Here is a 24,973-nt window from a genome sequence, read left to right as displayed (position 1 = left end):
ATCTGCTCAGTGGCTACCTACACGCCATGACGCCGAAAGGACCTCCGCCTGTTGAAGTACTGTCTGCACGGCCGCGTCCTGCAGGTCGGGCGGATAGCCATACTTGCGCAGTATCCGCTTGACCAACACCCGCAGGCGGGCACGGGCCGATTCACGATGCGCCCAATCGACGGCAATGTTCTCCCGCAGGCTGACCAGCAGTTCATGCGCGATCACGCGCAGATTGTCGTCCCCCATCACCTGCACGGCAGATTCGTTTTCCGCCAGTGCGTCATAGAAGGCGATCTCCTCGTCGGACAGGCCCTGTTCCTCGCCACGGTTTCGTGCCGCGCGGATGTCCTGGGCGAGTTTGATCAACTCCTGCAGCACCTCGGCCGTGGTGATGGCATTGGCGTGATAGCGCGCGATGGCATCCTCCAGCCGTTCGGTAAAGGCACGAGTCTCGACCACGTTAGTGCGGGTGCGCGAGCGGATGCTGTCGTTCAGTAGCTTGCGCAGTGCTTCCAGCCCAAGGTTCTTTTTCTCCATCTGCTGCACTTCGAGCAGGAACTCATCCGACAGGATGGAGATGTCCGGGCTCTGGATGCCGGCGGCGGCCAGGATGTCGACAATCTCGGTCGAGACCACAGCCCGGCTGACGATCTGAGCGATGGCAAGCTCCCGATCCTGGCGGGCAGCGCCGACACCCCCCGCCGTCTTGACCAGTGCCGCGCGAATCGCCTGAAAGAAGCCGACCTCCTCGCGGATGCCCCGCGCTTCATCCGAACTCGCAGCCAGCGCAAAGGCTTTCGACAAGGCCAGCACGCCATCGGCAAAGCGCCGCTGCGCCTGCTTCTTGGCGTCTGGCGTCGTTTCCGCCGCGGCCCATTGTTGCTGCTTGTCGAGAATCCATTCGATGGCGCCCGCCATCATGGCCAGTCGGTCGCCCGGTGTGCCGCCAAGGCCGGTGCGGTAGTCGAAGCCGTGGAACATGTCGCGCACGATCTCGACCTTTTCCAGCAGCACCGCCACCGCCTCGGCTTCGTCGATGCCGGTCTTGTCCTGGTCGGGCTTGGCGTACTGAGCGAGTGCGGACTTGAGGTTCTGGGCGACGCCGATGTAGTCCACGATCAGGCCGGCCGGCTTGTCGCGGAACACGCGGTTCACCCGGGCGATGGCCTGCATCAGGCCGTGGCCGCGCATCGGCTTGTCGATGTACATGGTGTGCATGCTCGGCGCGTCGAAGCCGGTCAGCCACATGTCGCGCACGAGCACCAGACGCAGCGGGTCCTGCGGATCGCGAGCCCGCTTGGCCAGCAGATCACGCCGCGCCTTGCTGCCGATGTGCTGCTGCCACGCGAGCGGGTCGGAGGCCGCGCCGGTCATCACGATCTTGATGCTGCCGGCGGTGTCGTCCTTGCTGTGCCAGTCGGGCCGCAGCTTGATGATTTCGTCGTAGAGCGCCACGCAGATGCGACGGCTCATGCACACCACCATCGCCTTGCCATGGAGCGCCGCCACGCGGTCCTCGAAATGCGCCACCAGATCCGCCGCCACTAGTGCGAGGCGCTTTTCGCTGCCCACCAGCGACTCCACCGTGCTCCATTTCTGCTTGGTGCGCTCGGCGCTGGCCTCAATCTCATCCTCCAGCAGCGCCTCGATCTCGGCATCGATGCGCGGCTTCTCGTCTTCATCCAGCTCGATGCGCGCCAGCCGCGATTCGTAGTAGATGGGCACCGTGGCGCCGTCTTCCACGGCGCGGCTGATGTCGTAGATGTCGATGTAGTGGCCGAACACCGCCGGGGTGTTCACGTCGGTGGCCTCGATGGGCGTGCCGGTAAAGCCGATGAACGAGGCATTGGGCAGCGCGTCGCGCAGGTACTTGGCAAAGCCGTAGGCGATCTCGCCGGTCTTGCTCGCCACTTTGGCCTTGAAGCCGTACTGGCTGCGGTGCGCTTCATCCGCGATCACCACCACGTTGGCGCGGTCGGTCAGCGCCGTAGGGGCAACCCCTGTGGTTGCCCCATCATGGGCAGGCACAAGGCCTGCCCCTACGGGGGCGAATTTCTGCAAGGTGGTGAAGATCACGCCGCCGGAGGCGCGGTTGAGCAGGGTCCGCAGGTGTTCGCGATCCTGCGCCTGCACCGGCGTCTGTCGCAGCAGGTCGCGGCACATGGCAAAGGTCGCGAACAGCTGATCGTCCAGATCGTTGCGGTCGGTCAGCACCACCAGCGTGGGGTTGGCCATGCGTGGCTCGAACACCAGCAGGCCCGCATAGAAGGCCATCAGCAAACTCTTGCCGGAGCCCTGGGTGTGCCAGATCACCCCCGCCTTGTGGTCGCCCGCGGGTTGGTCCTTGACGCTGGGCAGCCCATACACGGCCGGCTCTTCGGCCACGGCATGCTGGCTGGCGCGCAGCGTCGAGATCACCGCTTTCTTCACGGCATGAAACTGGTGGTAGCCGGCGATGATCTTGACCAGTCCGCCACCGGTTTCGCCAAACACGGTGAAATGGCGCAGCAGATCCAGAAAGCGCCCCGGCTCGAAAACGCCTTCGATCAGCGTTGCCATCTCCGGCGCGCCCTTGGGCTCGATGCGCGCCCCGTCGGTGGTGCGCCAGGGCATGAAGCGCTCCAGATCCGCCGACAGCGAGCCCGCTCGTGCCGACAGGCCGTCCGAGGTCACCAGCAGCGCATTGCTGCGGAACAACGCCGGGATCTGCTGCTTGTAGGTCTGCAACTGGTTGAAGGCACCGGCCAGCGTGGCACTCTCGCCTCCCGGCGCCTTGAGCTCGATCACCGCCAGCGGCAGGCCATTGACGAACAGCACCACATCCGGCCGGCGCTTGGCCTGGGCGGCCACTACGGTGAACTGCTGCACCGCCAGCCAGTCGTTCTCACCCGGCCGTTCGAAATCGATCAACTGCAGCTTGCCGGCGGTCAGCACGCCATCCTCGCCGTAGTACTCCACGTCCGCGCCCTCGGCCAGCAGACGGTGGATGCGGCGGTTCTCCTCCAGTAGGTTCGGCAGTTCCGATTGGGTCAAACGGCGGATGGCATCGGTGCGCGCTTCCGCCGGCAGGCTCGGGTTCAGGCGGGCCACCGCCGCCTGCAGTCGGCCCGACAGCACCACCTCGTCATACGCGGCCCGCTCGGGGGCCGCGCCATCCGGGCCGATCAACTCGTCCGACGCCGTGGCGTAGCCCAGGTCGGCCAGTTGCGCCAGCAGCGCAGATTCGAGTTGGGCTTCGGAGAGAAAGGCCATCAGGTGCCCACCCATGTCGTAGGGGCAACCCTTGTGGTTGCCCACTCGTCGCCATCGCTGGCATCGCCAGAGGCAGGCACAAGGCCTGCCCCTACCACCACGTTCGTGGGATTTTCTCGATCCAGCGTCCACTGCAACGGGTTGTTCACGATGTATTCCCGAATACCCTGCAACGAGGCCTCGTCGCGAATGATGTGCTCGTAGTAATTGCGTTGCCAGAGACGACCACGAAATGACGCCCATGCCCTGTCTTTCACGCCACGGATATATTCAACCGTTACCCGTGATTTGAAGGCGCCTACGACATTCCCCAATACCGTAGGGGCACCCCTTGTGGGTGCCTTGCCACCATTCGGGGAATCATCACGGGCAGGCACAAGGCCTGCCCCTACGGGGGTGAAACCGGTCAATACGATGATGCCGTGAATGTGGTTTGGCATCACAACAAATGTATCGATATCCACATCGGGGACATGCGCCGGAATTTCCGTCCACACCCGGCGAATCATTTCCCCCGCCGGGTTCAACCGCATCTGCCCATCGACAATTTCCCCGAATAAACACGCCTGTTCCTGGGTGCAGATGGTCACGAAATAGGCCCCGGCCTGCGCGTAATCGTAGCCTTGCAGTCGCAAACTGCGACGGTGTTGGCGATCAGCGCCGGATGTCATGCGCCGGCCTCGTTCAACAACACGAAATGCTCCACCAGCTTCACCATCAATTCCTTCTGCTCAGGCAGGCTTTCGGCCACCAGCAGCGCCAGCGCCACCAGGGTGTTGTCGTTGATCAGGCGCGCCACCGGGCGGGCCAGCAGATGCTGGTTCAGGCGCAGGTACCACAGAAACAGGAACGCGCCGGTGCGCTTGTTACCGTCGGCCAGCGGATGGTTCTTGATCACGAAATACAGCAGATGCGCCGCCCGGCTCGCCACGTTGGGGTAGAACAGTTCCTCGCCAAAGCCCTGCTCGATGGTGGCGATGCTCGAGGCCAGCCCGTCGCCGCGCAACTGCCCGAACAGCTCGGTCGCTTCGCCCTTGGCGATCAGCTCCGCCTTGAGCTGGGCGATGGCGGCCAGCACCTCGTCCAGCGACAGCGCGCGCATCTCCCGCTGGGTGGCGCGCTGCCCGGTCAGGCTCTGCTCGTCATAGCCTTGCAGCAGGCTCCAACTGCGGGCGTAGTCGCCGATCACCTGCAACACCGCCCGCCCCTCGTCATTGACCAACTGCCGGCTGTCCAGCGTGCGTGCCAGCAGGCTCACCGCCTGCTCGAACTCGATGCCACGCGCCTGCAGGCGACGCTCGTTGAGGGTGTAGCCCTCGACCAGATGCTGGCGCAGCACGCCGGTCGCCCGGATGCGGAACTGCGTCGCCCGCGCCGAACTCACGCGATACCCCACCGAGATGATGGCATCCAGGTTGTAGTGCTTGAGCCGCCGCTTGACCTGCCGGGTCCCTTCTTGCCGAACTGCTAAGAAATCCTTAGCTGTTGCCGCTTCGTCCAACTCACCTTCGGCAAAGATCTTCTTCAGGTGCATCAACACGTTCTCGGGCGTGGTGCCGAACACCTCCGACATCTGGCGCTGGGTCAGCCAGACGGTGTCGCCCTGCAGCCGCACCTCCACCGGCTGATCGTCCGCCGCGAAGATCATGATGTCAGTCATGGCTCAAGCCTCGTGTCCGCCCGTGGGTGCCGGTGTCATGGGCTGACATGCTCGACGAATTTCTCGGCATCGGCAACCCACAGCTCGCCGGAGATGAGTTTGGGGAGCAGGGTGTCGCGCAGTTGGGCGAGGGCGTCAGACTCCGCAGCGTTCACCTTGATGCTTTCAAACATTGGCGCGATGAGCTTCGAGAACGCATGCCAGATTGCGTCATCTGATGGCGACGCCAGTTTGAACGCAGCGACGGAGTCGGCCTGCGCGCGCTGGCGGCCAGATGTGCCCGTCATGCTTCGGATCGCGTGGTCGCGAAACGCCGTGTCCCTTGCGAGAAGGTAGGTGTACTCGGCCGGCACCGGCGTCCTCGATCGCATCACAATGAATTCTGTCGAGCCCCATCCGACGGCATCGTCAGGCAAACACTGCACGAATGCTGTCTTGCCGTTTTCCAGACAGGGCGTAATCCGTGCCATCAAGGTATCGCCATTGCGAAACCGCATTCCACTACCGAACGACCGCGTTATCGGCGGTCTGGAGCTGCTCCCGGTCGTCGGCAGAGACGCCATGTCGAGGTACGGTGCGTGCGTCCCTTTGCGCAGTGGTTCGCTTGGATTGAACTCGATCAACTCGCTCGCCGGCACCATTTCCCACCCCTCCGGCTTCCCCGCCTCATCAAGCCGTTCAGGAAAAAGCCGCCAGAGCTCGGCGGGCAGGTACGGTTCGTGGCCTGCCATCTTGGCGCGGACGGGGCCGAAATCGATGAACCAGTCCTGGAACAGGGCGCGGGCCATGGCCTCCAGGGTCTGGTTGCGGCGGCGGTTGAGTTCGATCTTGTCGTCCAGCGTGCCGAGGATGTGAGCGATGGCGCGTTGTTCTTCGGGCGGAGGCAGCAAGAACTCAAACCCTTTGATCTGATTCCCACTGATATGCGGTACCGCGGTGCCCGTCTGGATTGCGAGAATGTGGGTAGTAAACGCCGGACTTCCGATCACATACTTCAAGAACCTGGAGTCCAACCCATTTATTCCGCGGAACCGCGCGACACGTTGAACAAGGAATGCAGGTAAATCGACTTCCCTGACGGCTGCGTATTTCAATCCTGCTTCGATCCAAGGCCGGTCCATGGCGAGAACGACATCGCCCTCTCGCAGCGAGTACCGTGCAAGTTCCTCTGTGTCGACTTCTGGCCAGCGCTTTACTCCATCCCACCGAAGGACGCCTTGGGCGATGTTGTCGCCCCGCAGCAAACGAGGAGCAGAAAAGTCATCAACATAGCGATCACTCTTGAATGGAAAGCCGGTCAAGAGGTCAGTAACTTCACCGAGTGTCGCTGCAACCCACTCACCCCCCATACCCAAGCTCCCGCAGATTCGCCTCGATCGCCGCGTCCAGCCGCGCCGCTTCCTGCTGCTGATCCCGCCACTGCGCGCTGAGCCGGGCCATCTTCTCGGCGAAGGGTTCGCCGTCGTCCTCGGCGGCTTCGGCGCCCACGTAGCGGCCGGGGGTGAGCACATGGCCGTGCTGGCGAATTTCCTCCAGCGTGGCGGACTTGCAGAAACCGGGCTCGTCGGCGTAGGGGCGACCCTCGTGGTCGCCCGATTCCCGGGCAGGCACAAGGCCTGCCCCTACGGTTTCGCCGCGCCAGGCGTGGTAGGTGTCGGCAATCTTCTGGATGTCGGCGTCGGTCAGCTCGCGCCGCGTGCGGTCCACCAGCGTGCCCAGCTTGCGGGCGTCGATGAACAGGACCTCGCCGCGGCGGTCGCGCAACGGGCGGGCACCAGGCCCGCCCCTACGATCACGGGCGAGGAACCACAGGCAGGCGGGGATCTGGGTGGAGTAGAAGAGCTGGCCGGGCAGGGCGACCATGCAGTCCACCGCGTCGGCCTCGACCATGGCCTTGCGGATCTCGCCTTCGCCGCTCTGGTTGGAGCTCATGGAGCCGTTGGCGAGCACCACGCCGGCGGTGCCGAAGGGTGCCAAGTGCCAGTGGATGTGCTGCAGCCAGGCGGTGTTGGCGTTGCCCACCGGCGGCACGCCGAAGGTCCAGCGCGGGTCGTCGCGCAGGCGGTCGCCGCCCCAGTCGGAGATGTTGAAGGGCGGGTTGGCGAGGATGTGGTCGAAGCGCAGGTCGCGCAGTTCGTCCTTGTGGAAGCTGCCTTCGTTGTTCCAGCGGATGTCGCTGTCGATACCGCGCACGGCGAGGTTCATCTTGGCCAGGCGCCAGGTGGTGTAGTTGCTCTCCTGGCCGTAGATGGCGATGTCGCCGATGCGCCCGCCGTGTTCGAGCACGAACTTTTCGGATTGCACGAACATGCCGCCCGAGCCGCAGCAGGGGTCGTAGACCCGGCCCCTGTAGGGTTCGAGCATCTGCACCAGCACCTGCACCACCGAGCGCGGGGTGTAGAACTCGCCGCCGCGCTTGCCTTCGGCCCCGGCGAACTGGCTGAGGAAGTATTCATAGACGCGGCCGAGCACGTCCTTTGACTTGCCGCCGCCCTTGCCCAGGGCGATGCCGGAGATGAGGTCGATCAGCTCGCCGAGCATGACCTTGTTGAGCGCCGGGCGGGCGTAGTCCTTGGGCAGCACGCCCTTGAGGGAGTCGTTGTCCTTCTCGATGGCGCGCATGGCCTCGTCGATGAGGGTGCCGATCTCGGGGCGCTTCGCGGCGGCCTTGAGGTGCGACCAGCGCGCGTCCTTGGGCACCCAGAAGATGTTGTCGGCGAGGTATTCGTCCTTGTCTTCGGCCGCCCGGGGGTCTTCGGCCAGCAGTTCGGCGTGGCGGGCTTCGAAGGCGTCGGAGATGTATTTGAGAAAGATCAGGCCGAGGGCGACGTGCTTGTAGTCGGAGGGCTCCATGTTGCCGCGCAGTTTGTCGGCGGTTTTGAACAATTCGGCTTCGAAGCCGAGATCGCCCCCTGGGGTGTTTCCATTCGCTTTCGCCATCGTGTTCCTTTGCTGATCGGGCTCACCGTCTCACGCGGCTGACGTCGCACGGCACCAGGCCCGGTGAAGTGACCGGATCGTATCATCCGGGCAGGTACCCGGCGCGCTCGATAGGCGTGGGGGCTGAGTTTGGTAGAACCGAGTGTCGGCTACCTGCAGACCGCGAGCTACCGGTCGGGACAGCGAGGGCGGATGACGGCAAAGGCCGGATTTCTGCCAACAACAGAGACAGAAACGCCAAAGCTCCCGAGGGAGCTTTGGCGTTTCTTCTCATCATCTGTGACAACAACATCTCACCTATTCGGCACAGATCTCATCTTTGGTGGCACCCGACAAAATCACACATCGATATTCCGCGCATACAGCGCGTTGTTTTCGATGAACTGGCGGCGAGGTTCGACCTGGTCGCCCATGAGGGTGGTAAAGATTTCGTCGGCGGCGATGGCGTCTTCGATCTGCACCTTGAGCAGGCGGCGCACCGTCGGGTCCATGGTGGTTTCCCACAGCTGCTCGGGGTTCATTTCGCCGAGGCCTTTGTAGCGCTGCTTGCCGAGGTTGCGTTCGACTTCGGAGAGCAGCCAGCGGATGGCGTTGCCGAAGCTGGTGGCGGGTTGTTGTTTGTCGCCGCGCTGGATGACAGCGCCAACGGTGATGAGGCCGGCGATGGCTTCGGCGGCGGTGCGGATCTGGGCGTAGTCGCCGGAGACGAGGAAGTCTTCTTCGAGCGTGGCGTGCTTGAGGTTGCCGTGGTACATGCGCTCAATGGCGAGGCGCCAGGCTTCGGTCTCTTCGTTGAATTCGGCGCGCACGGTGACGTTGCCCGCGAGGTGCGGGGCGAGGGCGGTGGCGCTGGCGCGGGCGGCGGTTTCGTCTTCGAGGCTGACGGCGACGTTGCGTTCGAGCATGGCGTGCAGCACGTCGGGCTCGATGTAGCCGGCGAGGCGGTTGATGACGGCTTCGGCGAGCAGGTAGTTGCGCGCCAGTTCGGCCAGGGCGTTGCCGGTGATCGGGTCGGCGCCTTCGGCCGGGATGAGCGCGGCGCCGTCGAGGGCGAGCTTGAGCAGGTGGGCGTTGAGCTCGGTATCGTCCTTGATGTAGCGCTCGGACTTGCCGTGCTTGATCTTGTAGAGCGGCGGCTGGGCGATGTAGATGTGGCCGCGCTCGACCAGCTCGGGCATCTGGCGGTAGAAGAAGGTGAGCAGCAGGGTGCGGATGTGGGCGCCGTCGACGTCGGCGTCGGTCATGATGATGATGCGGTGGTAGCGCAGCTTCTCGGGCTTGAACTCTTCCTTGCCGATGCCGGTGCCGAGCGCGGTGATGAGCGTGGCGATCTGTTCGGAGGAGATGAGCTTGTCGAAGCGGGCCTTTTCGACGTTGAGCACCTTGCCGCGCAGCGGCAGGATGGCCTGGAATTTACGGTCGCGGCCCTGCTTGGCGGAGCCGCCGGCGGAGTCACCCTCGACGATGTAGATCTCGCACTTGGCGGGGTCTTTTTCCTGGCAATCGGCGAGCTTGCCGGGCATGCCGACGCCGTCGAGCAGGCCTTTGCGGCGGGTCATTTCGCGGGCCTTGCGGGCGGCGTCACGGGCACGGGCGGCTTCGACGATCTTGCCGCAGATGGTTTTGGCGTCGATGGGGTTTTCGAGCAGGTAGTCGGCGAGCTTGGCGGCCACCACTTCTTCGACCGCCGGGCGCGCTTCGGAGGAGACCAGCTTCATCTTGGTCTGCGAGGCGAACTTGGGGTCGGGCATCTTGACCGACAGCACGCAGGCGAGGCCCTCGCGCATGTCGTCGCCGGAGATGACGACCTTGGCCTTCTTGGCGATCTCGTTTTCTTCGATGTACTTGTTGATGACGCGGGTCATGGCCGCGCGCAGGCCGGTGAGGTGGGTGCCGCCGTCGGACTGCGGGATGTTGTTGGTGAAGCACAGCACCTGTTCGGCGTAGCTGTCGTTCCACTGCATGGCGACTTCGACCGACACTTCGATGTCGTGGTCGGTGCCGTTGGAGGTCTTGGCCGTGCCTTCGGAGTAGAACACCGTGGGGTGCAGGACGGTCTTGGAGCGGTTGATGTAGTCGACGAAGCCGCGCACGCCGCCGGCGAAGGCGAAATCTTCTTCTTTGTTGGCGCGCTGGTCGATGAGGCGGATGCGCACGCCGTTGTTGAGGAAGGACAGCTCGCGCAGGCGCTTGGCGAGGATTTCGTAGTGGAATTCGACGGCGCCGAAGATTTCTTCGTCGGCCAGAAAGTGCAGCTCGGTGCCGCTCTTGGTGGATTCGCCGATGACCTTGAGCGGCGACACTTCAATGCCATTGACCACTTCGACGATGCGGTCGGCGGCCTTGCCGCGCTGGAATTCCATGAAGTGCTTTTTGCCGTCGCGGCGGATGGTCAGGCGCAGCCACTTGGACAGCGCATTGACGCAGGAGACGCCGACGCCGTGCAGACCGCCGGACACCTTGTAGCTGTTCTGGTTGAACTTGCCGCCGGCGTGCAGCACGCACATGACGATTTCAGCCGCCGAGCGCTTGGGCTCGTGCTTGTCGTCGAGCTTGACGCCGACCGGGATGCCGCGGCCGTTGTCGGTGACGGAGATGGAGTTGTCGGTGTGGATGGTGACGAGGATGTCGTCGCAGTAGCCGGCCAGGGCTTCGTCGATGGCGTTGTCGACCACCTCGAACACCATGTGGTGCAGGCCGGTGCCGTCGGAGGTGTCGCCGATGTACATGCCGGGGCGCTTGCGCACCGCCTCCAGACCTTCGAGCTGCTGGATGCTGGATTCGTCGTAGCCGCCCTGCGGCGTGTTCTGCGATTCGGACATAGGATTCTCTTCACTCCGGGGCACCGCGGGCGCCCCTCAATACATATCAGACTGCTAGGTGCGCCCGAGGGGGCGCGAGGCCATCGGGCGGGGCCGGCGGCCCCGCAATGGCGAACAGACCGACCGGCGCGCGGCGGGTGCCGACGCGCCGGCGATCGTCAGATCCGCATCGGCATCACGACGTATTTGAAGGCGTCGTTGCCGGGCAGGGTGATCAGGGCGCTGGAGTTGCCGTCGTTGAGGCGCACCAGCACGTCGTCGGTCGACACGTTGTTGAGCACGTCGAGCAGGTAGGTGACGTTGAAGCCGATGTCGAGGCCGTCGCCGTCATAGTCGATCTCGAGCTCTTCCTGGGCCTCTTCCTGCTCGGCGTTGGAGCTGACGATCTTGAGGCTGCCCGGCGACAGGACAATGCGCACGCCGCGGAACTTCTCGTTGGTGAGAATGGCCACGCGCGACAGGGCGGCATGCAGCGGCTGGCGGGCCAGGCGCAGTTCCTTGGGGTGGTTTTGCGGGATCACGCGCTCGTAGTCGGGGAACTTGCCGTCGACCAGCTTGGAGATGAGCTCGATGTCGCCGAAGCGGAAGACGATCTGGTTGCCGGCGATGATGACTTCCAGCGGCTCGTCGGAGTCGGCCAGCTGGCGCGCCAGCTCGAGCACGGTCTTGCGCGGCAGGATGACGTCGGTGCGCGGGAAGTTGCCGTCGATCTCGCTCTCGATGTAGGCCAGGCGGTGGCCGTCGGTGGCGACCATGCGCAGGGTGCTGCCGTCGACCATGGTGAGCAGGCCGTTGAGGTAGTAGCGGATGTCCTGCTGGGCCATGGCGTACTGCACCAGCGCCAGCTGCTTCTTGAAGGCGCGCTGCGGGATGCTGAAGCGCACGCCTTCGTCTTCGGCCACGGTGAGGCGCGGGTAGTCGGCCGCCGGCAGGGTCTGCAGCTGGAAACGGCTGCGACCGGCCTTGACGGTCATGCGGCTGTCGTCGAGCGAGAGGGCGATGTCGGTTTCGCCGGGCAGGGCGCGCAGGATGTCCTGCAGCTTGCGCGCGGCCACGGTGATGTTGAGGTCGTCCGGCCCGCCGGAGACGATGGCGGTGGTGCGGATCTGGATCTCGATGTCGGTGGCCAGCAGGGTGAGGCGGTCACCGTGCTTTTCGATCAGCACGTTGGACAGGATCGGCAAGGTGTGGCGCTTCTCCACAATGCCGGACACCGACTGGAGTGGGCCAAGCAGAGCGTCCCGGGTGGTGGTCAGCAGTTGCATCGTCGTTCAATCTCCGTGAATCGGGTTCTTTTGTATTGCATCGGCATTCTAGAGCCAGTGGCTGAATCGGGCGTTAACCGCGCAAGACCTGCGTGAGCACATGCAGGTCGTGGTTGAGCTGGGTGTCGTTGCGGCGCAGCTCGGCGATGGTGCGGCAAGCATGCAACACCGTGGTGTGGTCGCGCCCGCCGAAGGCGTCGCCGATGGCCGGCAGGCTCATCGGGGTGAGGTCCTTGGCCAGGGCCATGGCCACCTGGCGCGGCCGGGCGATGACCCGGGTGCGCTTCTTCGAGTGCATGTCGGCCACCTTGATCTTGAAGTAGTCGGCCACGGTCTTCTGGATGTGCTCGATGGTCAGCTGCCGGTTGTGGGCGTTGAGCAGGTCCTTGAGCGCTTCCTTGGCCACGTCGAGGGTGATCTCGCGGCTGTGGAAGCGGGCGAAGGCCACCACCTTGGTGAGCGCACCTTCGAGCTCGCGCACGTTGGCGCGCAGGTTCTTGGCGATCAGGAAGGCCACGTCGTCGCACAGCGCCACGGCGTGGCTCTCGGCCTTCTTTTTGAGAATGGCCACGCGCATTTCGAGCTCGGGCGGCTCGATCTGCACGGTGAGGCCCCAGTCGAAGCGCGAGATGAGCCGGTCTTCCAGGCCCTGGATATCCTTGGGGTAGGTGTCGCAGGTGATGATGATCTGCTTCTTGGCCTCGGTGAGGGCGTTGAAGGCATGGAAGAACTCTTCCTGCGTCCGGTTCTTGTTGTTGAAGAACTGGATGTCGTCGATCATCAGCACGTCGAGCGAGCGGTAGTAGCGCTTGAAGACGTCGAAGCTCTTCTGCTGATAGGCGCGCACCACGTCGGCGTAGTAGTCCTCGGCGTGCACATAGCGGATCACCGCCTTGGGATTGCGCCGGAACACCTCGTTGCCGAGGGCGTGGATCAGGTGGGTCTTGCCGAGGCCGACGCCGCCATAGACGAACAGCGGGTTGTAGGACACGCCGGGGTTGTCGGCCACCTGCATGGCGGCGGCGCGGGCCAGGTCGTTGGCGCGGCCGGTGACCAGGGTGTCGAAGGTGAAGTCGGGGTTCAGCCGGGTCTTGTCGTAGGCGCTGGTCGCCGCGGCGGGCGCGGCACGCCGGGAGGCTTCCGCCTTGGGCGGCTCGGTCACCGGCGCTGGCGCCACGGCCGCGCTGACGGCGGCCACCGGCGCGGGTTTTGACGTCGGCGTCGGCATCGGGCTGGCGGCGCGCACCGGCCGGCGCACGGCTTCGCCATTGACCGGCAGCGTCAACGCCACCTCGGTGGGTGCACCGAAGAATTCTTCGCCCAGCTCGCCGATGCGGCGCACATAGCGCTCGCGCACCCATTGCAGCACGAAGCGGTTCGGCGCCACCAGACGCACGGCCGGCGACGCGGCATCGGCGTCGTCGTGGTCATCGGTGCGCAGGGCCTTGATCCAGGTGGTGAATTGCTGAGGCGGCAACTCGCCCTGAAGGCGGGTCAGGCAGAAGGTCCAGAAATCTTGCGTCACGAGCTTTGGCGGGTCACATCGAAGTGGAAGCAGGGTGGCGATCAGGCACCGGCAATGCCGCGTGGCCACGACCGCTCTCTGTCTCACGGAAATGCCGCCTCCGGTTTCTCATGAACCGGTCGCGCTGAAGGCTCGGCGGGCAAAGGGGGATTCTACCCCGCCATGCCCGACTTATCCACAAGCCCGTCTAAAAAGAATCGTTGACAAAACAAGGTGATTAGGTTGAAATCCCCGGTTTGACTTAACACTTGGCTAGTCAACATGAAACGTACCTACCAACCCTCCGTTATCAAGCGCAAGCGCACCCATGGTTTTCTCGTCCGCATGCGTTCCCGCGGTGGTCGCGCCGTGATCCGTGCCCGTCGGGCCAAAGGCCGTCACCGCCTCGCCGTCTGAGGTGGACGACCGGTCGCCGGATGCCGATCAGCCCGATCTGCATTTCCGCGACGCTTACCGATTGCGAAAAACGGATGAGTACTCATCCGTTTTTGCATTTAAGCGGGCGATAAAAGGGCGCTACCTGATCGTGCATTTTCGCCCCAACGGCAGCGATACCGCCCGCCTGGGGGTCGTGGTCGCGAAGAAGCTGGCGCGTCGCGCCGTCGAGCGCAATCGCATCAAACGCGTCGTCCGCGAAGGTTTTCGGCTGCAACGTGGCACACTACCGGCGCTGGACATGATCGTCCGGCTACATCGGCCACTGACAGGGGCCACGCGCACCAGCCTGCGTGAGGACTTGTCGGGCCTGCTGAGGCGACTACCGGGATGAAATCACTCTTGCTTGCCCTGCTCAAGGTCTATCGCTACGCGATCAGCCCGATGCTGGGCAGCAATTGCCGGTTCGTCCCCAGTTGCTCGGAATACGCGGTCGAAGCCATTCACCGTTACGGCGCGCTGCGCGGTAGCTGGCTGGCGACCAAGCGGGTTTCTCGCTGTCACCCCTGGTGTGACGGCGGCCACGACCCGGTTCCCTAACCTGCTAACTACGGTCTCGTTTCGATGGACAATCGTCGCCTCATCCTGCTTACGATCTTCGCCTTTTCCATCTTCATGCTGTGGGAGGGCTGGGGCAAATACACCAACCCGCCGGTCGCCGAAGTGGCCCGCAGCGCAACCGCGACAACCCCCGGTAGCGACACCAGCATTCCGCAGGCGAGTACTCAGCTCGGCGGCGATGCCAGCGTGCCGACCGAAACCACCGCCGCAGCCGACTCGGCGCCGACCCTGACGGTACGCACCGATTCCGTGGTTGCGCTGATTTCGGCCGACGGCGGCGACATCATCCGCCTCGAACTGACGCACCATAAAGCCACGGCCGACAAGAGCAAGAACTATGTGTTGCTCGACAACGGTACGCGACACATCTATGCCGCGCAGTCCGGCCTGACCGGCCCCGGGCTGCCCAACCACAAGACACGCTTCACTCTGCCCGAAGGCGAGCAGGTCCTGGCCGATGGCGCCGACAGCCTGACCGTCCGCCTCAGCGCCCCGGCGGCCAACGGCGTTGCGGTCGACAAACTGCTGACCTTCCATCGCGACAGCTATGTCATCGACGTGGCCTACGAGATCCGCAACGGCAGCGACACACCGGTGCGCACCGACGCCTACTTCCAGTTCCTGCGCGACGGCGAGGCTGCCGAGACGACCGAGGCGATGGGCGTGAGCACCTTCACCGGCCCGGCCTTCTACACCGATGCCAACAAGTTCCAGAAGGTGAGCTTCGACGACATCGCCGACGGTAGTGCCAAGTTCGTCAAAAAGGACGACAACGGCTGGGTGGCGATGGTGCAACACTATTTCGTGAGCGCCTACCTGCCCGAACAGGGCGTGCAGCGCGAGTACTTCGCCCGCAAGATCAACGACAAGTTCTATACGGCCGGCACCATCCTGCCGGTCGACGAGATCGCCCCGGGCGCCACCGCAAGCGTCGGTGCCCGCCTCTATTCGGGCCCCCAGGAGCAAGAGCACCTCGAAGCCATCGCCCCGGGCCTCGATCTGGTGGTCGACTACGGCTGGCTGACGGTCATCGCCGCACCGCTGTTCTGGGTGCTGCAGTGGTTCCACAACCTCACCGGCAACTGGGGCTGGGCCATCATCTTGGTCACCATCTGCCTGAAGATCATCTTCTTCCCGCTGTCTGCCGCCTCGTACAAGTCGATGGCCAAGATGCGCACCCTCGGCCCGCGCCTGCAACGCATGAAAGAGCAGTACGGCGACGACAAGGCGCGCATGCAGAAGGAGATGATGGAGATCTACAAGAAGGAGAAGATCAACCCGCTCGGCGGCTGCCTGCCGATCCTGGTGCAGATCCCGGTCTTCATCGCCTTGTACTGGGTGCTGCTGGGCAGCGTCGAGATGCGCCAGGCGCCGTGGCTGGGCTGGATCACCGATCTGTCGGTCAAGGATCCGTACTTCATCCTGCCGATCATCATGGGCGCCACCATGCTGATCCAGATGCGCCTCAACCCGACGCCGCCGGACCCGATGCAGGCCAAGGTGATGATGGCCATGCCGATCGTGTTCACCTTCATGTTCCTGTTCTTCCCCGCCGGTCTGGTGCTGTACTGGGTGGTCAACAACACCCTGTCGATCGCCCAGCAGTGGCAGATCACCAAGATGATCGAGAGCGGTGGGAAGAAGACCTGATCTCATCACGGCCATCGCCACCGCGCCCGGGCGCGGTGGCGTTGGCATCGTGCGCCTGTCGGGGACCGACCTTGGCGCACTGGCCGCCACCCTCGGCAACGGCCACCCACCGACCCCGCGTCACGCCAGCTTCTGCGCCTTCCATGATGGCGACGGGCGGCTCATCGACGAAGGGCTGTTGCTGTATTTTCCGGCCCCCCACTCTTTCACCGGCGAAGACGTCATCGAACTGCATGGCCATGGCGGCCCGGTCGTCATGCAATTGCTGCTCGACCGCGCCCTGTCCCTCGGCGCCCGCCTTGCCGAGCCGGGCGAGTTCACCCGCCGCGCCTTTCTCAACAACAAGCTCGACCTGGCCCAGGCCGAGGCCGTCGCCGACCTGATCGAGGCCTCGACCGTTGCCGCCGCCCGCTCGGCCGTGCGCTCGCTCAGCGGCGCCTTCTCCGACGCGATCGGCCGGGTGCGCGATCAGCTCATCGACTTGCGCATGCTGGTCGAGGCGACGCTCGATTTCCCCGAGGAGGAAATCGACTTCCTGGCCGCTGCGCGCGCCGTCGAGCGCATGCAGGGCATCGAACGCGCACTCGCCGATGTGCTCGATCGCGCCGAGCAGGGCGCGCTGCTGCGTCAGGGGCTGCATGTGGTACTGGTCGGCCAGCCCAACGTCGGCAAGTCGAGCCTGCTCAACCAGCTCGCAGGCCACGAACGGGCGATCGTCACCGACATTGCCGGCACCACGCGCGACGCGCTCAAAGAGACCATCCAGCTGGCCGGCATCCCCCTGCACGTCATCGACACCGCAGGCCTGCGCGACACCGGCGACACCGTCGAAAAGATCGGTATCGAGCGCACCTGGCGCGAGATCGACAATGCCGATGTCATCGTTCGGCTGGTCGATGCACGCAGCGGCTTGACGGCTGAGGACCGCGCGATCGATGCCCGCCTGCCGCCCGGCGTACCGCGCATCACGGTCGAGAACAAGTGCGATCTCGCCGATCTGCCCCCCCAGCGCACCGACACCGATGGCGCCACCCGCATCCGCCTGTCGGCCAAGACCGGCAATGGTGTTGCGCTGTTGCGTGAGCATCTCCTGAAACTGGCTGGCTGGCACCCGCATGGCGAAGACGTGTTTCTCGCCCGCAAGCGCCATCTGACGGCGCTCGCTAACGCCTTGGCCCATGTGCGCGAGGCGCAGGCACGAACGACGGCACTTGAACTGATGGCCGAAGAGTTGCGGCTCGGCCATGAAGCCTTGAGCGAGATCACCGGCGAATTCACCCCCGACGACCTATTGGGTGAGATCTTCTCCCGCTTCTGCATCGGCAAGTAGATGCCCAGCCCTCACCCGGCGAGTTCCAACCTTTCGCACCACGACCTGGATCGGGTCGCGGTGTTTCACGTGAAACTAGAACATGACTGACGCGCTTTGGATTCTGTTGGGAATCGGTGCCTTCTTCGCCGGCTTCGTCGATGCTGTCGTCGGCGGCGGCGGCCTGATCCAGATCCCCTTGCTCTTTTCCAGCCTGCCGCAACATGCACCGGCCACGCTCTTCGGCACCAACAAGATCGCCAGCATCATCGGCACCGCCAGCGCGGCAGTTCAGTACGCGCGACGGGTGCGCATCGATTGGCGCATCGTCATCCCCGGCGCCGCGGCAGCATTGGTCGGTGCCTGGCTCGGCGCCAAATCCGTGGCCTACCTGGACCCGGAGTTCGTCCGCCCGGTGGTCCTCACCCTGCTAATTCTCGTCGCCGTCTATACCTTCCTGCGGCCGGACTTCGGCACCGAGGCCGGCACCCCGCTGGAACTCTCCGTCACCCGCCGGCGCATCGTGATCATCGGCGCAGGCATCGGTTTCTACGATGGCTTCTTCGGACCGGGCACCGGCAGCTTTTTCATCTTCCTGTTCATCCGCGCGCTGCACATGGACTTCTTGCATGCCTCGGCCAGCGCAAAGGTGCTGAATTTTTCCACCAACCTGGCAGCCATCAGTTTCTTCGCCGGCACCGGTGCCATCCTGTGGAAGATCGGCCTGATGATGGCCGCCTGCAATCTCGCCGGCGCACTGACCGGTAGCACGCTTGCGCTCAAACATGGCACGCGCTTCGTCCGTAAATTCTTCCTCATCGTGGTCACTGCCCTTATCGCCAAGATGGCCTGGGACATCGTCGCCTAACCACGAGCGCCTCCGGTGTTCCACGTGGAACAGGCACCTCCCGTCGGATGGTAAAATCGACCGTTTTTCAATCCTTTGGATGGGGATGCCATGCAAGGTCTTCATCTCATTGCCGATCTTTATCGTTGCGACTGTGATCCCGCCGTCCTGCTTGATCGGAATGTGCTCGAATCGCGCTGCGTCGACTTCTGCAAAGACGCGGGCCTGACGCCACTCGGCGCGTACTTCTATCAATTCTGCTACGACGATGGCGACCCGGCCGGCGTCACCGGTACCGTCGTGCTCGCCGAGTCCCATGTCGCCATTCACACCTGGCCCGAGACCCGCGCGGTCACGCTCGATGTTTATGTCTGCAACTTTTCCCGCGACAACAGCGATCGCGCCCGCCATGTCTACGCGCAGCTGCAACAGCTCCTGAAGCCGGAAGAAGTAATCGAGAAGGACATCATCCGCGGCGAACTGCCCGAAAGCGCGTGAGGCGATCATGAGCGACAGCGTCGAATCCGGCCCCCGACTCACCGAAGCCCTCAATGCGCACGCCGGCCACTACCTGTCGGCCGGCCGCCTGATCGAGAAGGGCGAAACGCCGTATCAGTCCTACGAGGTCTGGGACACGCCCCAGTTCGGCCGCCTCTTCCGGCTGGACGGCTACTTCATGACCTCCGAAGGCGACGAGTTTTTCTACCACGAGAACCTCATTCACGTGCCGTGCATCACCCAGGATGCCCCGGCCCGTGCGCTGATCATCGGCGGCGGAGACGGCGGCTCGGCCGACGAATTGTTCAAGCATCCGAGCATGACGCGAGTCGCGCTGGTCGAACTCGACGAGAAAGTCGTCGACATCGCCCGCCAACATCTACCCGCGGTCCATAACGGCGCGCTCGACGACCCCCGCCTCGATCTGCACATTGCCGATGGGCTGCGCTATGTGCGCGAGACCGCCCCGGCTGCCGGTGAGCGCTTCGACCTCATCGTGCTCGATCTCACCGACCCCATCGGCCCGGCCGAAGCCTTGTATACCGAGGCCTTCTTCACGGATTGCAAACGCCTGCTGAGCCACCAGGGTGCGCTCTCACTCCATCTAGGCGCCCCGATTTTCCAGCCCGAGCGCGTCGCCGATCTGATGGATCGCCTGCTCGCCGTATTCACGATCGTCCGCCCGCACTTCCATTACATCCCGCTCTACGGCAGCCTGTGGGGCATGGCCTGCGCGTCCGACCATATCGATCCGCTCGCCCTCAGTGCCGACGAAATCGAGCGCCGCATTGCCGAGCGTCAGCTCCGCCAGTTGCAGTACTACAACGGCGACACCCATCGGGCCGCCTTTGCCCAGCCCAACTACCTCCGTCAATGCCTCAACCCCCAACGATGACCGACCACCCTCGCCGCCGTGCCCGCGTCCAGCCGACCCCCCGCTTGCCGGCCGACAGCCTGGCCTACACCATCGACCGCGCCGCGGCATTGGTCGAAGCGGTCGTCGGTGGCAAGGCGCTCACCGAAATGATCCATCTCGAGCGCATCACAGAGTTGCCAGCGCCGGTGCGCGGCGCGGTGCTCGATCTGACCTACGGCAGCTTGCGCGATTACGCCCGCGGCGATCGCGTCCTCGCGCACTGTCTCAGCAAGCCGCTGCCGCTGCATCTTCACGCCATCCTGCTGGTCGCCTTGCACCGCCTGGAGGCTCGACCCGACACCGCCCACACCATCGTCGACCAGGCGGTGACCGCGGTCGGCGCCCATGCCCCCGGTCTCAAAGCCGTCGCCAACGGTGTATTGCGCAAGGTCGGCCGGGAACGCGCCATGTTCGAGCAGATGCTGGAGAAGGATGCGCAAAGCCACCACCGCCATCCGAACTGGTGGATCCGCTTGCTGGAAACGGCCCAGCCCGAGCACTGGCAGGCCGTTCTCGCCGCCGGCAACCAGCACCCGCCGATGGCCTTGCGCGCCAACCTCCGGCAGCTGTCGCTGGCCGACGCCTCGGCGCAACTCACCGAGGCCGGGCTGAGCCATCGCATTCTCGACAACGGCGCACTCCTGCTCGACACCCCGGTGCCGGTCGACCGCATTCCCGGCTTCGCCGAAGGCCGCTTCTCGGTCCAGGACGCCGGCGCCCAATGGGCTGCCCAGTGGCTCGCACCGCGCACCGGCGAGCGGGTGCTCGACGCCTGCGCGGCGCCCGGCGGCAAGAGCGCGCACCTGCTCGAGAGCGCCGACATCGCGCTCACCGCCCTCGAACTCGACCCGACACGCGCCCGACGCATCGGCGACACCCTGGCACGCCTCGGCCTGAGCGCCGACGTGCGCATCGGCGACGCCCGCCATCCGGAACACTGGTGGGACGGACAGCCCTTCGACCGAATCCTGGCCGACGTACCCTGCTCCGCCTCCGGCGTGGCGCGGCGCCATCCCGACATCAAGTGGCTACGCCGCGCCACCGACATCGCCGGCTTCGCCGCCCAGCAATCCGCCATCCTGGATGCCCTGTGGCACACCCTGGCGCCCGGTGGCACAATGCTCTACGTGACCTGTTCGGTCTTCGATGCCGAAAACCGCGACCAGATCGCCCACTTCTGCGCCCGTCACGCCGACGCCCGACGGATCGCCATCCAAGGCCGAATGGAGCACCAGCTGCTGCCCGATGCTGAACACGACGGCTTTTACTACGCGCTGCTCGAAAAAACGCGCTGACCTGCCGTGGCGCCTGCTGCGCGCCCTCGCCATGCTCATCGCGCTGGTGGCGCTGCCGGCCGCCGCCGACCCGGCACGCGTCCGCTACGGTGAGATCCAGCTCGACGGCAACGACTACGTCATCAACGCCGACGTCGACATCGAGCTCAACCCGCGCGTCGAAGACGCCATCCGCCATGGCATCGCCGTCTATTTCGTACTCGACGCCACGATCGAATCGCCCCGCTGGTACTGGATCGACGAAACCCTCGTCGACGAGTCGCTCAGCTACCGCCTCAGCTATCACGCCCTGACCCGCAGCTACCGGCTGGCCATCGGCACCTTTCATCAGAACTTCGACACCCTGGACGCAGCAGTCCGCACCATGTCGCGCATCCGCCACTGGCGTGTCGCCGACGCCGACACCCTTCAAGGCGGCCAGTCCTACAACGTGGCCCTGCGCTTTCGCCTCGACACCGACTTGCTGCCGCGCCCCTTCAAGGTCTCCGCCCTCGGCAGCCGCGACTGGTCGATCGACACCGGCTGGATGAGCTGGACCTTCCTCGCGGGCAGGAACCCCGCCCAATGAAGCGCATCGCCTTCATCGTCGCCGCGGCGGCGGCCGCGATCTCGCTGTTCCTGCTGGCCAGCGCCACCTCGAACGCCGACATGTTCGCCGACAGCTACCCCTACCTGCTGGCGCTCAACGGCTTCATCGCGGTGGCGCTCGCCGGGGTGGTCGGCGTCCAGGTGCGCCGCCTGTTGTCCGACCGTCGCCGCAAGGTGTTCGGCTCGCGGCTCAAGTTCCGCCTGCTCACCTTCTTCGCTCTGATGGCCATCGTGCCCGGCGTGCTCATCTACACCGTGTCGCTGCAGTTCGTCGTGCGCAGCATCGAGACCTGGTTCGACGTGCGGGTCGACGCTGCCCTCGAAGGCGGTATCGCCCTCGGCCAGACCTCGCTCGACTACCTCGGCCGCCAGCTGCAGGACCACGCCGACGACATGGCCCTGAGCCTGTCCGAATCTCCGGCGCTGGCCGCCTCGCGCCTGAACCGGCTGCGAGAGCAAGCCGGTGTCGACAGCGCCACCCTGTTCTCCGCCGGCGGCCGCATCCATGCCACGGCCTCCAACTCGGTCAGCAGCTTCCTGCCCAATCTGCCGAGCAACGATCAGCTCCGCCAGGCGCGCAATGGCCAGCGCAGCCTGTTCATCGATGCCGATCCGGACGGGCGCATCGAGTTGCGCGTCATCGTCCCGGTGCCGCATCGCAGCATCGCCGACGAGGCGACCTACCTGCAGCTGATCCAGCCGGTGCCCGAATCGATGAGCCGCCATGCCAACGCGGTGCAGTCCGCCTACCGCGACTACCAGCAGCTGTCGCTCGGGCGTGACGGCCTCAAGCGCATCTACAGCCTGACCCTGACCCTCTCCCTGCTGCTCGCCTTGCTGGCGGCCACCGCGGTCGCCTTCGTGCTGGCGCGCAAGCTGACCAAACCGCTGATCATCCTGGCGCAGGGTACCGAAGCGGTCGCCCAGGGCGACTTCAGCCCGCGCCGCGCGCTGCCCGCGCATGACGAACTCGGTGTGCTGACCCAGTCCTTCAACCAGATGACACGCCAGCTCGACGAGGCCCGCGCACTGGCCGAGCGCAACCGCGCCGCCGTCGAGGCCGCGCGCAGCTACCTCGAGAGCGTGCTGGCCAACCTGTCGGCCGGCGTGCTCGCCTTCTCGGCCGACGGCACCCTGCGCGCCGCCAACCGCGGCGCCACCGAAATCCTTGACGACCCGCTCGACGGCTATGAAGACATCACCCTGGCCGACTGGCCGGCCCACCCCGACCTGCGCGACGCGCTGGTGGCCGCGCTGGCCGACAACCAGTCCGACTGGCATCAACAGGTCGAAGTGCGCTCGCCCGACGGCGGCGAGCAGACCCTGCTGATCCATGGCGCGACGCTGCCGCAGGCGGCCGGCGGCGGCACGGTGGTGGTGTTCGACGACATCTCCCACCTGATCGCCGCCGAGCGCACCGCCGCCTGGGCCGAAGTGGCGCGCCGCCTGGCCCATGAAATCAAGAACCCGCTGACGCCCATCCAGCTGTCGGCCGAACGCCTGGCGATGAAGCTCGCCCCGCGCCTGGACGACGACGGGCGCGCCATGCTCGAACGCGCCACCGGCACCATCGTGACCCAGGTCGAAGCCATGAAGAACCTGGTCAACGCCTTCCGCGACTACGCCCGGCTGCCCGCGCCGGTGCTCGCGCCGCTCGACCTCAACCACCTGGTGCACGAGGTGCTCGGCCTCTACGACGGCGCCCGCGTGCGCATCGACTGCGAGCTCGCCCCCGCGCTGCCGAGGGTACTCGGCGATGCCGCCCAGCTGCGCCAGGTGATCCACAATCTGCTGCAAAATGCCGAAGACGCGCTGGCCGATCAGGCCGACGGGCGCATCCTCATCGCCACCACCGAGCGTGACAAGGACCGCATCCGGCTGAGCGTGCGCGATAATGGTCATGGTTTCCCCGCCGACATGCTCGGCCGCGCCTTCGAACCCTATTTCACCACCAAGGCCCGCGGCACCGGCCTGGGTCTGGCCATCGTCAAGAAGATCATCGACGAACACGGCGGCGAGATCCGCCTGATCAACCACGAAGACGGCGGCGCCGACGTGCGCATCCACCTGCGCGCCGCCCGTACGGAAGCAAGCTGACACCATGCCATCCCTCCTGATCGTCGACGACGAAGTCGGCATTCGCGAACTGCTCTCGGAAATCCTCGGCGACGAGGGCTACACCATCCGCCTGGCCGAAAACGCCGCGGCCGCACGCGCCGCACGCCATGCCGCGCGGCCGGATCTGGTGCTGCTGGACATCTGGATGCCGGATGCCGACGGCATATCCTTGCTCAAGGAATGGTCGGCCAACGGGCAGCTCAACATGCCGGTGATCATGATGTCCGGCCACGGCACCATCGACACCGCCGTCGAAGCCACCCGCATCGGCGCCATCGACTACCTCGAAAAGCCGATCGGCCTCCAAAAGCTGCTGGCCGCCGTCAAGCGCGCCCTCACCGCTCAACCCGACGGCAACGCCAAGACCGCCGCCGCCCCGACGCTCGACGCCTTTCCCCGCTCCGTGCCCCTGCGCGACCTGCGCAAACAGCTCGAACAGATCTGTGCCCGCTCGCGCCACCTGCTGCTGCGCGTCGGCACCGGCTCGCTGGCCGAGCTGGCCGCGCGCAGCCTGCCCGGCCGGCGCCAGGGCGCTTGGCTCGACCTGAGCACCATCAGCGGCCCGCTGGATGTCGACTTGCTGCAAAAGCAGCACGGCGGCACGGTGTATGTGCCCGAACTGGCGCGCCTGTCCAAGCCCCAGCAGAAGAACCTGATCTTTGCGCTCGACCGCCTGGAGCGCTACGACCTGCGCCTGGCCGCCGTCACCGACCAGACCCCCGAAACGCTCGAGGCCCAGGGCTGGGATCCGGCCCAGCTCCACCGCCTGTTCGAGATCAGCCTGCCGGTGCCCTCCGTCGCAGACGTGCGCGACGACATCCCCGAACTCGCCCGCCAGTTGCTGCTGCATCTGGTCGAAGCCGGCGAGGTGCCCAACCGCAAGCTGAGCACCGCCGCGCTCAACATCCTGCGCACCCATCCCTGGCCGGGCGGCTACGGCGAGTTGCGCGCCGCCGTGCGCTCGCTGGCCCTGGGCACGCTGGAGGAGGAGATCGACCACCAGGACGCCCACCGCCTGCTCGAACCTCAGCCGGCCGCGCACGGGCTGCATCTCGACCAGCCGCTGCGCGAAGCGCGCGAGGCTTTCGAGCGTGTCTACTTCGACTACCACCTGCGCCTCGAGAACGGCAACATGACGCGGCTTGCCGAAAAGACCGGGCTGGAGCGCACCCACCTCTACCGCAAGCTCAAGCAACTCGGCATCCCGACCGGGCGGCGAGGCGAGGGGGCATGAGCCGAGGCGGGTTGTGCGCTGCACAAAACGCTGGCACGCTGTCCGGAAACGGGCGTAGAATCGCCCC

Annotated in this window: 20 protein-coding genes; 12 read left to right on the top strand and 8 right to left on the bottom strand. The window is 65.3% G+C overall.

The window, feature by feature from the left end:
• Positions 1 to 6 precede the first annotated feature (6 nt).
• The 8 genes from I8J34_RS02205 to dnaA all read right to left on the bottom strand — a co-directional run bounded on the left by I8J34_RS02205 (position 7) and on the right by dnaA (position 13,455).
• Positions 7 to 3,288, bottom strand: coding sequence for a type I restriction endonuclease subunit R (locus I8J34_RS02205; protein ID WP_230411672.1), 3,282 nt, complete (start codon positions 3,286 to 3,288; stop codon positions 7 to 9).
• Entirely contained in the window at positions 3,243 to 3,914 is a 672-nt protein-coding gene (locus I8J34_RS02200; protein ID WP_214359736.1) for a transposase, read from the bottom strand. The genes I8J34_RS02205 and I8J34_RS02200 overlap by 46 nt, the downstream gene beginning before the upstream one ends.
• Complete coding sequence (locus I8J34_RS02195) at positions 3,911 to 4,903, bottom strand: virulence RhuM family protein/type II toxin-antitoxin system death-on-curing family toxin (protein WP_214359735.1); 993 nt, start codon at positions 4,901 to 4,903, stop codon at positions 3,911 to 3,913. The genes I8J34_RS02200 and I8J34_RS02195 overlap by 4 nt, the downstream gene beginning before the upstream one ends.
• 35 nt (positions 4,904 to 4,938) lie before the next feature.
• Positions 4,939 to 6,252 carry a restriction endonuclease subunit S gene (locus I8J34_RS02190; RefSeq protein WP_214359734.1) on the bottom strand — a complete coding sequence of 438 codons (1,314 nt, stop codon included), beginning with the start codon at positions 6,250 to 6,252 and terminating at the stop codon, positions 4,939 to 4,941.
• The gene (locus tag I8J34_RS02185; protein WP_214359733.1) at positions 6,242 to 7,843 is read right to left on the bottom strand and encodes a class I SAM-dependent DNA methyltransferase; all 1,602 of its coding nucleotides are present in this window, start codon (positions 7,841 to 7,843) and stop codon (positions 6,242 to 6,244) included. The genes I8J34_RS02190 and I8J34_RS02185 overlap by 11 nt, the downstream gene beginning before the upstream one ends.
• 338 nt (positions 7,844 to 8,181) lie before the next feature.
• The gene (gene gyrB, locus I8J34_RS02180; protein WP_214359732.1) at positions 8,182 to 10,665 is read right to left on the bottom strand and encodes a DNA topoisomerase (ATP-hydrolyzing) subunit B; all 2,484 of its coding nucleotides are present in this window, start codon (positions 10,663 to 10,665) and stop codon (positions 8,182 to 8,184) included.
• 158 nt (positions 10,666 to 10,823) lie between these two features.
• Positions 10,824 to 11,930: a DNA polymerase III subunit beta gene (dnaN, locus tag I8J34_RS02175; RefSeq protein WP_214359731.1), complete on the bottom strand. Its 1,107-nt coding sequence runs from the start codon at positions 11,928 to 11,930 to the stop codon at positions 10,824 to 10,826.
• A gap of 73 nt (positions 11,931 to 12,003) precedes the next feature.
• Positions 12,004 to 13,455, bottom strand: a complete 1,452-nt coding sequence (gene dnaA, locus I8J34_RS02170; RefSeq protein WP_214359730.1) for a chromosomal replication initiator protein DnaA — start codon at positions 13,453 to 13,455, stop codon at positions 12,004 to 12,006.
• 261 nt (positions 13,456 to 13,716) lie between these two features.
• Between dnaA and rpmH the strand changes: the two genes are divergently transcribed.
• The 12 genes from rpmH (at position 13,717) to I8J34_RS02110 (ending at position 24,906) form a co-directional block, all read left to right on the top strand.
• On the top strand, positions 13,717 to 13,851 hold the full coding sequence (gene rpmH, locus I8J34_RS02165) for a 50S ribosomal protein L34 (protein ID WP_214359729.1): 135 nt from the start codon (positions 13,717 to 13,719) through the stop codon (positions 13,849 to 13,851).
• Positions 13,811 to 14,224, top strand: coding sequence for a ribonuclease P protein component (rnpA, locus tag I8J34_RS02160; protein ID WP_230411671.1), 414 nt, complete (start codon positions 13,811 to 13,813; stop codon positions 14,222 to 14,224). Before rpmH ends, rnpA begins: the two co-directional genes overlap by 41 nt.
• Positions 14,221 to 14,430 (top strand): membrane protein insertion efficiency factor YidD, encoded by a 210-nt coding sequence (yidD, locus tag I8J34_RS02155; protein WP_214359728.1) that lies wholly within the window; start codon positions 14,221 to 14,223, stop codon positions 14,428 to 14,430. Before rnpA ends, yidD begins: the two co-directional genes overlap by 4 nt.
• Positions 14,431 to 14,454: 24 nt before the next feature.
• A complete protein-coding gene (gene yidC, locus I8J34_RS02150; RefSeq protein ID WP_214359727.1) occupies positions 14,455 to 16,101 on the top strand; it encodes a membrane protein insertase YidC in 1,647 nt (548 codons plus the stop codon).
• A complete protein-coding gene (gene mnmE, locus I8J34_RS02145) occupies positions 16,085 to 17,431 on the top strand; it encodes a tRNA uridine-5-carboxymethylaminomethyl(34) synthesis GTPase MnmE (protein ID WP_214359726.1) in 1,347 nt (448 codons plus the stop codon). Before yidC ends, mnmE begins: the two co-directional genes overlap by 17 nt.
• 82 nt (positions 17,432 to 17,513) lie before the next feature.
• The gene (locus I8J34_RS02140; RefSeq protein WP_214359725.1) at positions 17,514 to 18,278 is read left to right on the top strand and encodes a sulfite exporter TauE/SafE family protein; all 765 of its coding nucleotides are present in this window, start codon (positions 17,514 to 17,516) and stop codon (positions 18,276 to 18,278) included.
• A 90-nt stretch (positions 18,279 to 18,368) separates the two neighbouring features.
• Positions 18,369 to 18,755, top strand: a complete 387-nt coding sequence (speD, locus tag I8J34_RS02135; protein ID WP_214359724.1) for an adenosylmethionine decarboxylase — start codon at positions 18,369 to 18,371, stop codon at positions 18,753 to 18,755.
• Between the two features lie 7 nt (positions 18,756 to 18,762).
• The gene (speE, locus tag I8J34_RS02130; protein WP_214359723.1) at positions 18,763 to 19,650 is read left to right on the top strand and encodes a polyamine aminopropyltransferase; all 888 of its coding nucleotides are present in this window, start codon (positions 18,763 to 18,765) and stop codon (positions 19,648 to 19,650) included.
• Complete coding sequence (rsmB, locus tag I8J34_RS02125; protein ID WP_214359722.1) at positions 19,647 to 20,966, top strand: 16S rRNA (cytosine(967)-C(5))-methyltransferase RsmB; 1,320 nt, start codon at positions 19,647 to 19,649, stop codon at positions 20,964 to 20,966. Before speE ends, rsmB begins: the two co-directional genes overlap by 4 nt.
• A complete protein-coding gene (locus I8J34_RS02120; protein WP_214359721.1) occupies positions 20,917 to 21,534 on the top strand; it encodes a DUF4390 domain-containing protein in 618 nt (205 codons plus the stop codon). The genes rsmB and I8J34_RS02120 overlap by 50 nt, the downstream gene beginning before the upstream one ends.
• Entirely contained in the window at positions 21,531 to 23,651 is a 2,121-nt protein-coding gene (locus tag I8J34_RS02115) for a sensor histidine kinase (protein WP_214359720.1), read from the top strand. Before I8J34_RS02120 ends, I8J34_RS02115 begins: the two co-directional genes overlap by 4 nt.
• A gap of 4 nt (positions 23,652 to 23,655) precedes the next feature.
• Positions 23,656 to 24,906, top strand: coding sequence for a sigma-54-dependent transcriptional regulator (locus I8J34_RS02110; RefSeq protein WP_214359719.1), 1,251 nt, complete (start codon positions 23,656 to 23,658; stop codon positions 24,904 to 24,906).
• Positions 24,907 to 24,973: the final 67 nt, after the last annotated feature.

The sequence above is a fragment of the Denitromonas iodatirespirans genome, from assembly GCF_018524365.1.
Lineage (GTDB): Bacteria > Pseudomonadota > Gammaproteobacteria > Burkholderiales > Rhodocyclaceae > Nitrogeniibacter > Nitrogeniibacter iodatirespirans.
This window is presented reverse-complemented; position numbering and strand designations above follow the sequence as displayed.